Origin of the sequence: Clostridium sp. KNHs205, assembly GCF_000702945.1 — a bacterium.
In the GTDB taxonomy this organism is placed as follows: domain Bacteria; phylum Bacillota; class Clostridia; order Lachnospirales; family Lachnospiraceae; genus Anaerocolumna.
On sequence record NZ_JNLE01000003.1, the window covers coordinates 3,372,883 to 3,387,464 of the forward strand.

A 14,582-nucleotide genomic window follows, 5' to 3' on the forward strand; every position below is an offset into this window, starting at 1 on the left:
CTATTCTGGAATCTATGTAATGCTTTAACGGAGGACAAAAAATGCAAAAATTAATTGATATCATAGGGAAGGAAGTTATGGAGGCATTTGAAAGCTGTGGTTATGAGAATAAGTACGGCTTTGTTACACTTTCTAACAGACCTGATTTATGTCAATATCAATGCAACGGTGCACTGGCAGCAGCTAAAGTCTACAAGAAAGCACCTCTTGCAATAGCAGGAGAAGTAGTAGAAGTACTGTCAAAAAGCAATTCCTATGAGAAGATAGAGGCAGTGGCACCCGGCTTTATTAATATTGTTTTAACCAGTGAGTTCATAACCGGTTATTTAAAACAGCTGTCCAGGGAGAATCAGTATGGCTGTGAGAAAACCGATAAACCGAAAACTATCGTTATAGATTACGGCGGTGCCAATGTCGCCAAACCTCTTCATGTAGGCCACTTACGTCCGGCAATTATCGGAGAAAGCATTAAACGTATTGACCGCTTTTTAGGCCATAATGTTATTGGAGATGTGCATCTGGGTGACTGGGGACTGCAGATTGGTCTTATAATGATGAAGATTAAGCTGGATCAGCCGGAATTAGTATATTTTAAAAAGGATTACGAAGGTGAATATCCGAAAGAAGCACCTTTTACAATCAGTGAGCTGGAGCAGATATATCCGGCAGCAAGCGCTTATTCCAAGGAAAATGATGAGTTCAGAGAAGCAGCGAAAGCAGCTACGGTAGAACTTCAAAACGGAAATCCAGGGTATCTTGCCCTATGGCAGCACATCCTGAATGTATCCATAGAGGATCTGAAAAAGAATTATGATAACCTGCTGGTGGATTTCGACCTCTGGAAGAAGGAAAGTGATGCGCAGAGTTATATACCGGGCATGGTGGAATATCTGAAAGAGCATAATTATGCAAGAATCAGTGAGGGCGCTTTGGTTGTCGATGTAAAAGAAGAGTCAGATACCAAAGAAATGCCTCCTTGTATGATACTGAAATCTGACGGTGGTACTCTTTACAATACAACTGATCTTGCTACTATGGTGGAAAGAATGGAATTATTTGCTCCTGATGAAATCCTTTATGTAGTAGATAAGAGACAGGAACTATATTTTGAGACGGTTTTCCGTTGCGCTAAGAAAACCAAACTGGTTGAGGAAGAAACAAAACTTACTTTCCTTGGATTTGGTACAATGAACGGAAAAGACGGTAAACCTTTTAAGACTCGTGATGGCGGTGTTATGCGTCTTGAGAATCTTATCAGCAATATCAGCAATGCAGTTCTTGAAAAAATGCTTGAAAACAGAGAGATGGACAGGCAGGAAGCAGAAGCTATTTCAAAGATTGTTGGACTGGCAGCATTAAAATATGGAGATCTTTCAAACCAGGCTTCCAAGGACTATATCTTTGATCTGGAGCGTTTTATTTCCTTTGAAGGAAATACTGGCCCTTACTTACTCTATACAATTGTGCGTATCAAATCCATTATTCAGAAATACGGTAATGACAGTGTAACAACAGAGGCACTTATCCCCGGCAAAACTCTTTCTGAGATAAATCTGATGTTAGAGGCTTCAAGATTTAATGATGTAGTAGAAACAGCCGGTAATGAGTATGCACCTCATAAGATTTGTCAGTATCTCTATGGAGTAGCTAACGCATTTAACAGCTTCTATCATGAGAACAAGATTCTTGCTGAAGAGGATAAGGAGAAGCAAAAATCCTGGATAGCTTTAATAACTTTGATAAAAGGTATACTTGAAACCGGTATCGATTTATTAGGTTTTGAGTCTCCGGAAAGAATGTAGAAATAAGTAGTATTTTGTCTGTCATTTTTGGAGATTTTAACTTGCATTTCATAAAAAATTGATGTAAAATTTGGTGTGTCGATGAGGCCACTCTTATTGAGTAGCCTGTCGACACTTTTTTATAATAAAGCTATAAAGCGTTAATCTGTGGAAGAATGGAAGACTTGGCAGTTGGCTCAGGTTGTAAAAGCTGGTTTTCATTATATTGATCTGAATGTGTGAGAAGGCGCACTGATGGGAATCAGGTTGAAAAAAGTATGTTTTTTCATCAACGAATTCAGGAATATCAAATTTTCAGTTTGATATTCACGAAAGGGGTTATTATGAAACGAAGTCAACATATCAAAGGCAAGAAAAAAGAGAGCAGTAAGAGGATAAGTGTTAAGGAAAACAAAAAGTTAATGGGGATACGCTTTAAGTTGATTATAGGATTTGCAATTCCAATCTTTTTCATAATAGGACTTGGATTATTATCATATTGGAAAGCCTCGGACGGATTGGTAAGCAATTATGAGAAATCCACAGAAAATACAATGAAGATGGCTGCTAAATATCTGGATTATGGTTTTAAAGGGGTAGAATCTATAGCCTCATTGTATACAAAAGATACTGGAATCTATTATTATATTCAGAATCAGAATTTTACCGATGATTTTAACAAGAAAGCATATATACAGAGTCTAAGTACAGATCTGGTCAAGAAAGCCGACTCTGAATCAATGATTGAAGACATACATATTATTCCCAAAGCTCATAGTCAGGTTGCCACCAGCTCTAACCGTTCTGCGGAAGGATTTTATAATGAGCTTAAAAATGATCCCATTTTTGCAAAGATATCTGATACAAAAATTGATCATTTCTGGATAGGAAGTCATCCTATAATAGACGAAAAATTAGGCACCAAAACAGAGGATTACGCTTTTGCACTGGTTCAGAAATTTCAAATTGATGAAGGCGTTATTATAATAGACATAAAGAAAAGAGAGATTAACAGCTTCCTGAAAGATCTGGATTTTGGAAAGGACAGTATAGTAGGGGTTGTTACAGCCGATGGTAATGAAATGCTGATTAAAGCAGGCGCAGATAAGAAAAATGAAACATCTGCGATATCCTTAGGTAGCAGCAAAGAAGAGTTTCATTTTACTACAGAGAAATATTATCAGACTGCAGTTTCAGGAGCTGCGGCTAAAGGACAGAATTATGTTACTTATGATGGGAAGGAGTATCTTTTCTTATATAATAAAATAGCAGGAACGGGAGTAGTTTTGTGTGCTTTAATTCCAAAAGCCAGCTTTATGGAACAGGCAGACAGCATTAAGTCCTTTACCACGATAATTGTAGCGGCAGCAGCTGTAATTGCTGTCCTTATTGCAGCATTTCTCTCACAAGGAATCGCCTTAAGCCTTAAACATATTAATCGAAGCCTTAAACAACTGGCAGAAGGAGATTTTACTGTATCCATGGAGCATAAACACAGGGATGAGTTTATCATTCTGGCGGGAAATACAAAAGACATGATAAATAATATGAGAAAACTCATATTAAAAGTTACTAATGTGAGCAGGCTGGTGTCCGAATCAGCAGACAATGTCTTAAAAGCTTCAGAGAACATAGCCGCTGCCAGCAGTGAAATCTCAATATCGATTAATGAGATTGGACATGGTATATCGGGGCAGGCACAGGATTCTCAAAACTGCCTTGTACAAATGGATGAGCTGTCTGAGAAAATCAAGACTGTTAATACCAGTATCGAAGAAATCGAGATTATTGCCGAAAACTCTAATGATATGATAATTAAGGGTATCGGCACCATGGAAGAGCTATCAAAACAGTCAGAAGCCACCAATGATATTACCAGATTTGTTATGAATAATATCACTGCGTTAGAGCAGAAATCACATTCCATTGAAAGAATCATACAGGTTATCAATGAAATAGCAGATCAGACCAATCTCCTGGCACTTAATGCCTCCATTGAAGCTGCAAGAGCAGGAGAAGCAGGGAGAGGCTTTGCAGTAGTAGCCGATGAGATAAGAAAGCTTGCAGAGCAATCCATAAAAGCTGCTGGTGAAATAAACAGTGTTATCAATGATATAATCCAACAGACTACAGATACTGTAAGTATTGCAAAGGATGCGGAGCAGATTGTCAGCAAACAGAACGGCATTGTTGAGAATACTATTACAACCTTTAGGAACATTGGAGATGGAATCCAGAAGCTGGCAAACAGCCTGGAGGTTATTGGACAGAATGTATCTAACATGGAATCAGCAAGAGGCGGAACACTCAATGCTGTTGAAAGTATTTCAGCAATCTCACAGCAGACCCTGGCAGCTTCTGAGATGGTTGAAGATACGGTACATGTACAGAATGCCTCGGTGAAAGCACTGGAGGAAGCATCCTTAGTATTGGCGGAGAATTCAAAGGATTTAAATGAAGCTATAAACATGTTTCGGATTTGATGTGGTATAATAACTAATTATTAAAGTAAGCAGAGCTGTACCGGAACAGAAGGATTCGGCAGGATATGCTCTAAAAAGAGGGTATAAATACTTATACAGGAGGTAAGATGATGTATCAATTTACGGCTAAACTCATTATCTACAGGCATGCAAAAGAGAATACGATTCTCTTTACATTGGCTGATATAATAAAAAGACTGGATGATGAATTTCCGGCAACGGTTTCGCCTGAAGCAAAAGAAAAGTTTATCAGTGAGATTTATGAGCAGATTAACCAGCTGCTGGTTCTGGCTACCGATTATGGTTTTGATAAGAACCTGTGGCAGAATTACCTGGCTTATTTACTGGCAGTCAGTGAGAATCCCTTTAGCATCAGCTGTGAGAAGAAAGGTACCCTGGAAGGTTCCGTTAATGTATTTGCTGTTTCGGATCTTATGATATTTAAACAGCTGTCCGAGTATGATTTTAACTCAGTGGAAGAACGTCTTGAGATTAACTGCTTCACGACTATTACCAACTACCAGGCAATTGTGAAAAACGAGAGGCGTTATAATAAAAGTGTAAGTGACAAAATAAAATTGCTTTCAGAAGCGATTGCAGAGGCTTCCGGTGAACAAGAGCTCCTGCATGTGGTTACTAACTTTTATAAAGATTATGGTGTTGGAAAATTCGGACTGAATAAGGCGTTTCGCATACAGGAAAAGCAGAATGAGCCGAATATTATTCCTATCTTTAATACCGATGAATCACATCTTAATGATTTGATTGGCTATGAACTGCAAAAGAAGAAACTTATTGAGAATACAAAAGCCTTTGTACAAGGAAGAAAGGCAAATAACTGCCTGCTTTACGGAGACAGTGGTACAGGCAAATCCTCCAGCATTAAAGCTATCCTGAATGAATACTACAATCAGGGGCTTCGAATTATAGAAATATATAAACATCAGTTTCAATACCTGTCTTCAGTTATAGCGGAAATCAAAAACAGAAACTATAAGTTCATTATCTATATGGATGATTTATCTTTCGAGGAATTTGAAATCGAATACAAATATCTAAAAGCAGTCATTGAAGGCGGACTGGAGATAAAACCCGATAATGTACTGATTTATGCAACCTCTAACAGAAGACATTTAATACGTGAGACCTGGAGTGACAGGTCTGATATGTCAAAGGATGAGCTTCACAGAAGTGATACCATGCAGGAGAAGCTATCTTTGGTTGCGCGCTTTGGTATTACAATTAATTATTCCAAACCTGACCAGAGAGGATTTTTTGATATAGTAAAAGGCCTGGCTGAGAAGCATCCGCAGATACAGCTAAATGAAGAGGAGCTTACCCTGGAAGCCAGCAGATGGGAAATGAATCATGGAGGACGTTCCGGAAGAACAGCGCAGCAATTTATTAATTATCTGTTAGGTAAATTGAATTAATACGATAATCATTTGATAAGATCTTGTTATTTGTTTATACAGTCTGAGCTTTTGGCTAAATAACATGAAGCATATATCACATAATCTGCGAATAAAGGAGAAACGGCAAGTATTCTATAATCTTGTAACCTCAGAAAAGAGGAGTTTCTTCTTTATTATTATGTGGATGAAAAGTAATAATTGTAACTGTTAGATTATTATCAGTTGAAAATACTACTAAAAATGATATTTATTTTCAATTGAATACAATATGTCGTTGACAAGCAAAATCAATGAGCATATAATATTATACAAATGATAATGGCTTTCATAATGGATAAAGAAGTGTGGTAGTATGTCACTAGCATTTGCTGGAATTGGAGAGACAAAGGTTATAGTGGACTTTACAGGCAAGGACGATATCAAGCGCCATTTGCAGGATTTGGGTTTTGTTAAAGGTGAAAGTGTTAAATTGTTATCAGAAAATGACAGCGGTTTTATCATTATGGTAAAAGGTGTCAGGGTAGCAATTAATAAAAATCTGGCAACCAAAATCATGGTAGCTTAGGAGGAAAAGGAAATGACTTTGAGGGATTTAAAGCCCGGCGAGACGGGAACAGTATTAAGTATAGGTGAGAAAGGACCACTGAAGCGCCGAATCATGGATATGGGTATTACCCGTGGTGTAGATGTTAAGGTAGTTAAGATAGCACCTTTAGGGGATCCTATAGAGATTAATATCAGAGGTTATGAATTAAGTCTTAGAAAAGATGAGGCTGCACAGATTGAAGTCAGCAAGTAATAGGATAAGAGCTTTATTACGGGAGGAAATTGAAAATGACAGTCAAAATTGCTTTAGCAGGTAATCCCAACTGTGGTAAAACTACCATGTTCAATGATTTGACAGGTAGTTCACAGTATGTCGGAAACTGGCCGGGCGTAACGGTAGAAAAAAAGGAAGGTACTCTAAGAGGACAGAAAGATGTTGTTATCCAGGACTTACCTGGTATTTATTCCCTATCTCCATACACTCTTGAAGAAGTTGTTTCCAGAAACTATCTTATTAATGATAAGCCGGATGCCATAATTAATATAATTGATGCATCTAACATAGAACGTAACCTTTATCTAAGCACACAGCTACTTGAGATTGGTATTCCGGTTGTAATGGCTCTTAATATGATCGATGTTGTCCGTAAGAACGGAGATACCATTGACCTTAAGAAACTGGAAGAAATGTTAGGCTGTACTGTTGTTGAGACTTCTGCCCTGAAAGGAATCGGGTCCAAAGAGGTTGCTCAGAAAGCAGTAGAGCTTGCAAAAGCAAAGGCAGCTGCAACACCAAAGCACAGTTTTTCAAAAGAGGTAGAGGATGCACTTGCTAAGATAGAAGAAATTATTAAAGGAAAAGTGGATAGTACCAATGAACGCTGGCTTGCTGTCAAACTTTTTGAACAGGATGAGAAAGTATTAGAATCCTTAGCTTTAGATGACCGTACCTTAAAAGCTGTTATGGAAATTGTACAGGATTGCGAGAACAAGCTTAAAGATGACGGTGAAAGTATCATAACCAATGAACGCTATTCCTACATAGGTAAAGTTGTTAAACAAGCAGTTCATAAAAAGAATACCTCAAAAAAGAGTGCAACTGATAAAATAGATGAAATTGTGACCAATAGATGGCTTGCACTTCCTATTTTTGCAGTTGTTATGTTTTTAGTATATTTTATTTCTATTAATACAATCGGCGGTATGGCAACAGATTGGGTAAATGACACCTTGTTCGGTGATTGGATACCTACAGCTATCAATAATCTTCTTGAGACTCTTGGTACTGCTGATTGGCTGAATTCCCTGATCCTAGATGGTATTGTTGCCGGTGTTGGTGCTGTCCTTGGTTTCCTGCCTCAGATGATGGTTTTATTCCTGTGTCTGGCATTCTTAGAAGACTGCGGATATATGTCAAGAATTGCCTTCATAATGGATCGTATATTCCGTAAATTCGGTTTATCCGGTAAATCTTTCATACCTATGCTTATTGGTACAGGTTGTGGTGTTCCCGGTATTATGGCTACACGTACTATTGAAAATGAACATGACCGCAGAATGACAATTATTACTACAACATTTATCCCCTGCAGTGCCAAGCTTCCGATTATAGCACTTATTGCAGGTGCATTATTCCCTGAATCCTCCTGGGTTGCTCCTTCTGCCTATTTCGTAGGAATGGCTGCTATTGTTTTTTCCGGTATTGTATTAAAGAAAACCAGAATATTTTCAGGAGATCCGGCACCTTTTATTATGGAACTTCCTGCATACCATCTTCCTGGTATTAAAGGTATATTAATTCATGTTTGGGATAGAACCAAGCATTTCGTTAAAAAAGCTACTACAGTAATTCTGCTGGCTACTGTTTTAGTTTGGTTCTTAAGTACTTTCAACTGGAAGTTCCAGATGGTTGATATTGAAGATTCCATTCTTGCAGGTATCGGAAGGGTAATTGCTCCTATTTTCATTCCGCTTGGATGGGGTGAATGGAAAGCAGCAGTTGCATCTGTAACAGGACTTATTGCAAAAGAAAATGTTGTTGGTACTTTTGGTATTTTATACGGTTTTGCAGAAGTTGCTGAAGATGGCGGAGAGTTCTGGAAGAATATGCAGAGTGAATTTACACAGTTATCTGCATACAGCTTTTTAATATTCAATCTCTTATGTGCACCTTGTTTTGCAGCAATTGGAGCTAACCGAAGCGAGATGGGTTCAAACAGATGGACATTATTTGCTGTAGGCTATCAGACAGTTCTTGCATATATTGTATCAACTATAGTGTTCCAGATCGGAAATTTCGTTTCCGGAAATGGTTTTAATATTGGAACCGCTGTTGGATTACTTTTAGCTATTATATTAATTTATTTACTGGTTCGCAAACCCTCTGTAAGTAAAGACAAGAAGGCAAAGAAAACAGTAAATGCATAAAAATATTTTCCTACACTGTTAATTTTGTTTATATAGGATAAACAATAACTGTTTATCCGGAAAAGAGGTTCATATGGGAACTATAATTGCAAACATCGTAGTTGGAGCTATTGTTTTTGGCGGCATTGGATTTGCCGGGTTTAAAACACTGAAATCCAAAAAAGAAGGTGCTGGCTGCGGATGCGGCTGTTCCGGCTGCAGTAAAGCAACTGATTCTTGCAATAAATAAGGTATCAACTGAAACAATAGACGTAGGAATATTGGCAATAGGCCTTTTATCAAGCAAGCGCAGATAAAAGGCCCTTTGCTCTAAACCACTTGTAAAGGGGGATATCAGTCATGAATGCAGCAATCGAATCAGAAACTATCTTAGCCAAGATTCATAAAAGAGAAATTATTATAAACGAATTGAGAAAAAAGAAATTTCGTATTACAGAACAGAGAAGATTATTAATTGATGTAATTTTGGAGGATGAATGCTCCAGTTGTAAAGAGATTTATTATAAAGCAGTAAAAAAGGATTCTACAGTAGGTATTGCAACGGTTTACCGTATGGTTAAAACCCTCGAAGATCTGGGTGTTATAAACAGAAAGAACTTATATCAAATTGACTATAAAAATCTGAACTTAAAAGAAGAACAGACACTTTATATAGATGAAAACAACAATAAAACCCTAAAAGTACAAAAAGGGTTATGGTTTACAGAACTGCAGAAAATGTTAGCAGCTCAAGGCGTTGAGGATGTTGAAAATATAACAGTATTGATCAAAAGCCAGAATGATGAAAGTGATTACTGTGAAGAGGAAGTATACAGCAGCTGCAGTTGTCCCAACACAGCTTGTAAATATCATTGTAATAAGCGAAATATTTCTTAATTTCAGCATTAAAGTAGCTTTTATCCTTGCTGTGGAAGTTAAATTGTAAGGTAACTCTTAAGAAGATGCGACAATAATTTAACAAAGGATACATAGAGATAAAGATAATCAGGATATAGATAATAAGAATAAAAAATTAAGCTGTTTAATGAGCTTTCTGCAACTATGATATGACAACTAAGTCATATCTATTAGCTGTCAGGAAGAATATTAGACAGCTTTTTTGTAGTATAAAACATTATCACTGATAAAAATTAATAAAAATTATTCAGGTTATAAAACTTGAGAAAAAATAAACTTAAATACTATTGACAGAAATATAATACTAGTGTACTATAAAGATAGTTCACTAGTAACACAAATTATTAAGAGGGCGGGTGCTATCATTTATTTATAATGGAATCAACATTATTATGGTTGAAGAAAAGAGGTAAATATGGAATTTGATAATAATATCCCAATATATATTCAGGTTATTCAGGATATTAAGAAAGACATCGTTACAGGAGTACTTAAACCTGGTGATAAATTGCAATCAGGCAGAGATATGGCATTAAAGTATAAGATAAACCCTAATACAGCCAGTCGTATTTACCGCGAACTGGAGCTACAGGAAATCTGCTTTACAAAGAGAGGACTTGGTACCTTTGTAACAGAGGAGAAGGAGAAAATTATAAGCATCAGGAAAGATATGGCGAATGAATTATTGGAACAGTTCATCAGCGGAATGAAGATATTGGGAATTCAGAAACAGGAAATAATGAGTCTCTTGGATGAACGGTATACCAACTAATATGAAATAAAAGATACCACGGGCTTTAATACAAGGAATAAGTTATTTAATCTTAATGAAATAATAGGAGGAATTCATATGTTTTTGCAATGCAGTAATTTAAGAAAGAAATACATGTCAAAGGTCGCAGTAGATAATTTAAATCTTGATATAGAGAGAGGTAAGATATACGCACTTCTAGGACCTAATGGCAGCGGAAAAACCACATTTATGAAAATGGCAGCCGGTCTTGTAAAACCCACCAGCGGAAGTATCACCTTTATGGGGAATCCAATCGGAGTAGAATCAAAAAAGAAGGTAGCATATATGTCAACTGAACCATTTTTCTATAATTATATGACCATAGATGATGTAGGTAAATACTATCAGGATTTCTTTGAAGACTTTGATATGAAGAGGTATGAGGAGCTACTGGTTAGAATGGATTTAAATAAGAAGGACCATGCAAAGTCACTATCCTCCGGTCTGGCAGCCAAGTTAAAGCTTGCCGCAACTCTTGCCCGTAAATCAGACCTTTATATGCTGGATGAACCGCTTAACGGTATTGATATTATATCAAGGGAAAAGATTATGACAACAATACTGGAAGCTATGAGTGATAACAATACCATTCTAATCTCGACACATCTGGTTGATGAGTTAGAATCTGTTGTAGATAATGCAGTCTTTATAAAGAATGGAACGGTAGTCCTGGAAGGCGATGCAGAGGAGTTAAGGGAGACACATAAGAAGTCTATCGTAGAATTATACAAAGAGATTTACGCTTAATTAAGTGTTAAAGAAAGAAAATGCAGTACTTAAATATAGATAGCCATAGAATTGGCATATAAAGCGTATAGGTACGCAAGGATGGAGGAAATTATGTTAAAGTTAATGAAATATGAATTGAGAAAGCAGGCATTTTCCAAGATAATAATTTTAGCAATAGCATTACTTGGTGAAATCATGTTTTTTACAGGATTTTTTATGGATAAAGGTGAAACTATAGGACTCGCTCTTGGATTACTTAGTATGTTTACAATAGGAGCTTTATTTTTTATAGCTTTTGAGTCTATTATGACCTTTCAGAGCGATCTTAAGCAAAAACACAGTTACATGCTCTTTCTTACACCCAATACCACTTATTCGATTATTGGTGCAAAGGTGGTAAGTTCGGCTCTGCAAATAATGTTATCCGGTCTCGCCTTCGCCTTATTGTTTCTAATAGATGGTGTAGTCTTACTGGGAAAATATTCATCTTTAAATGAAATCAATAGAGCGTTCAAGGAATTTGTTAATTTGCAGTTTAATATTCATCTGGATTATAAATATTTGATTCTGGTTATTTTAGTGGTCCTGATTACATGGATAACAATAATTACACTTTCTTATCTTTCCATTACTTTGAGCAGTACCTTCCTGGCAGATAAGAAAGGAAAAAGCTTAATTAGTTTTGCAATCTTTTTCATAATGATTATTGCCATAGGTAAGTTTGAAGACTTTTTAATGTATGCTTTAGGTATCAATTCAAATAACGAAACTTTTTTGGTGGCAGGAATACTGTTTCATGCAGTTGTAACAATCATTGCCTATATCACAACAGCATGGATGTTAGATAAGAAAGTCAGTGTATAATTTCTTTACTATTCAGGCAGTAGAGCAGGCATAACTGTGACACTGCCTGAAAAGCCGCATGAATATATGGAAGTATAAATATAATGATTTATGGCTGAGAACTATCTGCAGGCGGATAGTAAGCTACGGGAGTTTGGGAGGTATAATGTTTAAGAACTTGGAAACGGATAGACTGCTTTTAAGAAACGTAGAAACGGAAGACAGGGATTTTATATTCCATCAATTTTCAAATGATATAGTTAATAGATACCTGTTTGATGCAGAGCCTTTGACAAAGCCTGAGCAGGCTGATGAAATCATAGATTTCTATATCCACCCTGAACCGCGATTACAGCATCGCTGGATTATAATCCGTACAACTGATAACTCAAAAATGGGAACCTGCGGATTTCATTGCTGGAATAAGAATGCAGGAATAATCGATATTGGATATGATCTGAGAGAAGAGTACTGGGGAAAGGGTTATATGCAAGAAGCCTTAAAAGAAATAATTGCATATGCTGATGAAATTATGAGAGTTAAAGAAATACGTGCTATAATTTCCGTTGATAATACGAAAGCTATACGGCTGGCAGAAAGTTTGGGCTTTAAGGTAACAGGCTCTGAGTATATATTATTTCGTAACGAGAAGTATCTTCACAATATTTACAGTCTGTATCTAACTGAAGGTAATAAAAAAAGCCTAATGAAGGCTTTCAGATAGAAAATACCAGATACAAAAAAGATAGAATAGTATATAAAAATGCGCCTGTATACAGGGCGCATTTTACTTGCTATGCAAGAGCTGTTTCAACAACAGTTAACTTACTGATTTCTTCTCTTATGAGTTCGGCAATAGCATGAGCATAATCCTTAACTTCCAATTGTTTTCTCTTTATATCAAAATAAATGATTTCAAATGGAACACTACCTAATAGTTCACCCTCTATTAATAAAAGAACTTCTCTGTTTTTATAATCAAGAGTAACGGGCTTATCAACGGAAGTGAAGGGAATATCACCGATACATAACCTAAAAATAGTTTCCTTAATATGCTCGAATTCATTATTATGATGCTCGGATGCGCCACTAATATGAGTAAAATTCATTTTATTCACCCTTTCTTCTTTTTTCTTCATAATATACTATGCTTTTGAAGATAATGCAATAGATTTATAAAAATTTTGTAAATTTTGATAAACAAACCATGAAATATAATGTTCTTATGAATATAATGTCATTAATTGAACTAAGTTTTTATTGGATGCTTGTGCGTATTTGCAGAACATTTGTTTGAAAGTACTGAATGATTGATTAATTGGTTTATACCAATAAGAGATTTATCTCCATTGGGATTGACAAAACTCATTAGTAAAAGTATGATAAATCTCGTATGTTGTCAGTTAGTCATAACAAAGATAACATAGTAGGATTATTTATACTTAGACTATTATTTGAATGCGTAAGAATATATTTTGATAGAAGAAAAGAGGTTACAATGATATATTTAGATTATGCAGCCCATACCCCCCTTGATGCAGAAGTTTTGAAAGCATTTGGGGATGCAGCACTTCAGTATCCGGGGAATCCCAACTCACCCCATGCACTTGGTCTTGAGGCAAAGAAGAGAATGGAGGAAGCTACAGCTCATATTGCCAGTATGCTGTCTGCTAGACCGGAAGAATTAATATATACCTCAGGGGCCAGTGAATCCAATAATCATGCGATTAAAGGTGTTGCAAAAAGTTATCAGAGATATGGTAAACATATCATAACTTCCTTTTTAGAGCATGCCTCCGTAACAGGACCGGCAGCAGCGCTACAAAATGAAGGCTTTGAAATAGATTTTGTTAATGTCACCAAAACCGGTGAAATTGATTTAGAGCATCTAAGAGAACTTTTAAGAGAGGATACCATCTTAGTATCATTGGCTATTGTAGACAGTGAGATAGGTGTTATTCAGCCTATTGATAAGATATATGAAATAGTCAAGCAAAAACCACACTGTTTCCTTCATGTTGATGCAACCCAGGCAGTGGGGAAAATTCCGGTAGCTTTTGAGCACATGGATTTGCTTACCTGTTCCGGTCATAAAATCTACGGATTGACAGGGATTGGATTATTACTCAAAAAAGAGAATGTGATGCTGGAGCCACTGATACATGGTGGATTAAGTACTACGAGCTTTCGAAGCGGAACACCGGCTCTTGCTCTGGCAGTTTCTTTAGAAAAGGCAATAGAATTAACTACAGGAAACATTGACCAATACAGAGACAGTGTTGTATATCTGAATAGAAAACTCCGTAAGGCCTTTGAAGGTAATAAGAACATTGTTATTAACACTCCTGAGAATAGTTCCCCCTATATATTAAATATCAGTATGAAAAACATAAACACCAATATGCTTCAGTCAGCACTTAATGAAAAGGATATCTTCGTTGCGACCAAATCAGCCTGCTGTGCTGTTAATACCGTATCCAAACCCGTGTATGCCATGACAAAGGACAAGAAGCTCTCCCTTGCCACTCTGCGTGTCAGTTTAAGCCATTTGACAACAGAGGAGGAGATTGATACATTCCTTGAGGTGTTTGAAGCTGCATTAAAAAATTAGGATAACTACCAGCAATGAAGTTAATAAATAAGAAACAACAAATAATAAGAAACAGCA

General features: G+C 36.5%; 14 protein-coding genes. 13 read left to right on the plus strand and 1 reads right to left on the minus strand.

The features are described 5' to 3' along the window. The first annotated feature begins 41 nt into the window (after positions 1 to 41). From argS to BR73_RS0114000, 12 genes are all read left to right on the plus strand, one after another. Entirely contained in the window at positions 42 to 1,802 is a 1,761-nt protein-coding gene (argS, locus tag BR73_RS0113950; RefSeq protein WP_033166025.1) for an arginine--tRNA ligase, read from the plus strand. Positions 1,803 to 2,125: 323 nt separating this feature from the next. Next, positions 2,126 to 4,264, plus strand: coding sequence for a methyl-accepting chemotaxis protein (locus tag BR73_RS0113955; protein WP_033166026.1), 2,139 nt, complete (start codon positions 2,126 to 2,128; stop codon positions 4,262 to 4,264). Positions 4,265 to 4,371: 107 nt separating this feature from the next. Next, positions 4,372 to 5,697: an ATP-binding protein gene (locus tag BR73_RS0113960; RefSeq protein WP_347463436.1), complete on the plus strand. Its 1,326-nt coding sequence runs from the start codon at positions 4,372 to 4,374 to the stop codon at positions 5,695 to 5,697. A gap of 334 nt (positions 5,698 to 6,031) precedes the next feature. Next, positions 6,032 to 6,244 carry a FeoA family protein gene (locus BR73_RS0113965; protein WP_033166028.1) on the plus strand — a complete coding sequence of 71 codons (213 nt, stop codon included), beginning with the start codon at positions 6,032 to 6,034 and terminating at the stop codon, positions 6,242 to 6,244. Positions 6,245 to 6,256: 12 nt separating this feature from the next. Further along, positions 6,257 to 6,478, plus strand: a complete 222-nt coding sequence (locus BR73_RS0113970; RefSeq protein WP_033166029.1) for a FeoA family protein — start codon at positions 6,257 to 6,259, stop codon at positions 6,476 to 6,478. 35 nt (positions 6,479 to 6,513) lie between these two features. Beyond that, positions 6,514 to 8,652 carry a ferrous iron transport protein B gene (gene feoB / locus BR73_RS0113975; protein ID WP_033166030.1) on the plus strand — a complete coding sequence of 713 codons (2,139 nt, stop codon included), beginning with the start codon at positions 6,514 to 6,516 and terminating at the stop codon, positions 8,650 to 8,652. Positions 8,653 to 8,725: 73 nt separating this feature from the next. After that, positions 8,726 to 8,881: a FeoB-associated Cys-rich membrane protein gene (locus BR73_RS28355; protein WP_242860676.1), complete on the plus strand. Its 156-nt coding sequence runs from the start codon at positions 8,726 to 8,728 to the stop codon at positions 8,879 to 8,881. A 110-nt stretch (positions 8,882 to 8,991) separates the two neighbouring features. Next, on the plus strand, positions 8,992 to 9,528 hold the full coding sequence (locus tag BR73_RS28360; protein ID WP_081848663.1) for a transcriptional repressor: 537 nt from the start codon (positions 8,992 to 8,994) through the stop codon (positions 9,526 to 9,528). 436 nt (positions 9,529 to 9,964) lie between these two features. Beyond that, complete coding sequence (locus BR73_RS0113985) at positions 9,965 to 10,321, plus strand: GntR family transcriptional regulator (RefSeq protein WP_033166031.1); 357 nt, start codon at positions 9,965 to 9,967, stop codon at positions 10,319 to 10,321. Between the two features lie 78 nt (positions 10,322 to 10,399). Beyond that, the gene (locus BR73_RS0113990) at positions 10,400 to 11,089 is read left to right on the plus strand and encodes an ABC transporter ATP-binding protein (RefSeq protein WP_033166032.1); all 690 of its coding nucleotides are present in this window, start codon (positions 10,400 to 10,402) and stop codon (positions 11,087 to 11,089) included. Between the two features lie 93 nt (positions 11,090 to 11,182). After that, the gene (locus BR73_RS0113995; protein ID WP_033166033.1) at positions 11,183 to 11,935 is read left to right on the plus strand and encodes a hypothetical protein; all 753 of its coding nucleotides are present in this window, start codon (positions 11,183 to 11,185) and stop codon (positions 11,933 to 11,935) included. 145 nt (positions 11,936 to 12,080) lie between these two features. After that, positions 12,081 to 12,638 carry a GNAT family N-acetyltransferase gene (locus tag BR73_RS0114000; RefSeq protein WP_242860677.1) on the plus strand — a complete coding sequence of 186 codons (558 nt, stop codon included), beginning with the start codon at positions 12,081 to 12,083 and terminating at the stop codon, positions 12,636 to 12,638. Between the two features lie 70 nt (positions 12,639 to 12,708). Here BR73_RS0114000 and BR73_RS0114005 read toward each other — a convergent pair whose 3' ends face one another. Next, a complete protein-coding gene (locus BR73_RS0114005; RefSeq protein ID WP_033166034.1) occupies positions 12,709 to 13,053 on the minus strand; it encodes a hypothetical protein in 345 nt (114 codons plus the stop codon). Between the two features lie 359 nt (positions 13,054 to 13,412). Here BR73_RS0114005 and BR73_RS0114010 point away from each other — a divergent pair, with 359 nt between their 5' ends. Continuing rightward, entirely contained in the window at positions 13,413 to 14,525 is a 1,113-nt protein-coding gene (locus tag BR73_RS0114010; protein WP_033166035.1) for a cysteine desulfurase family protein, read from the plus strand. The last annotated feature ends 57 nt before the right edge of the window (positions 14,526 to 14,582 follow it).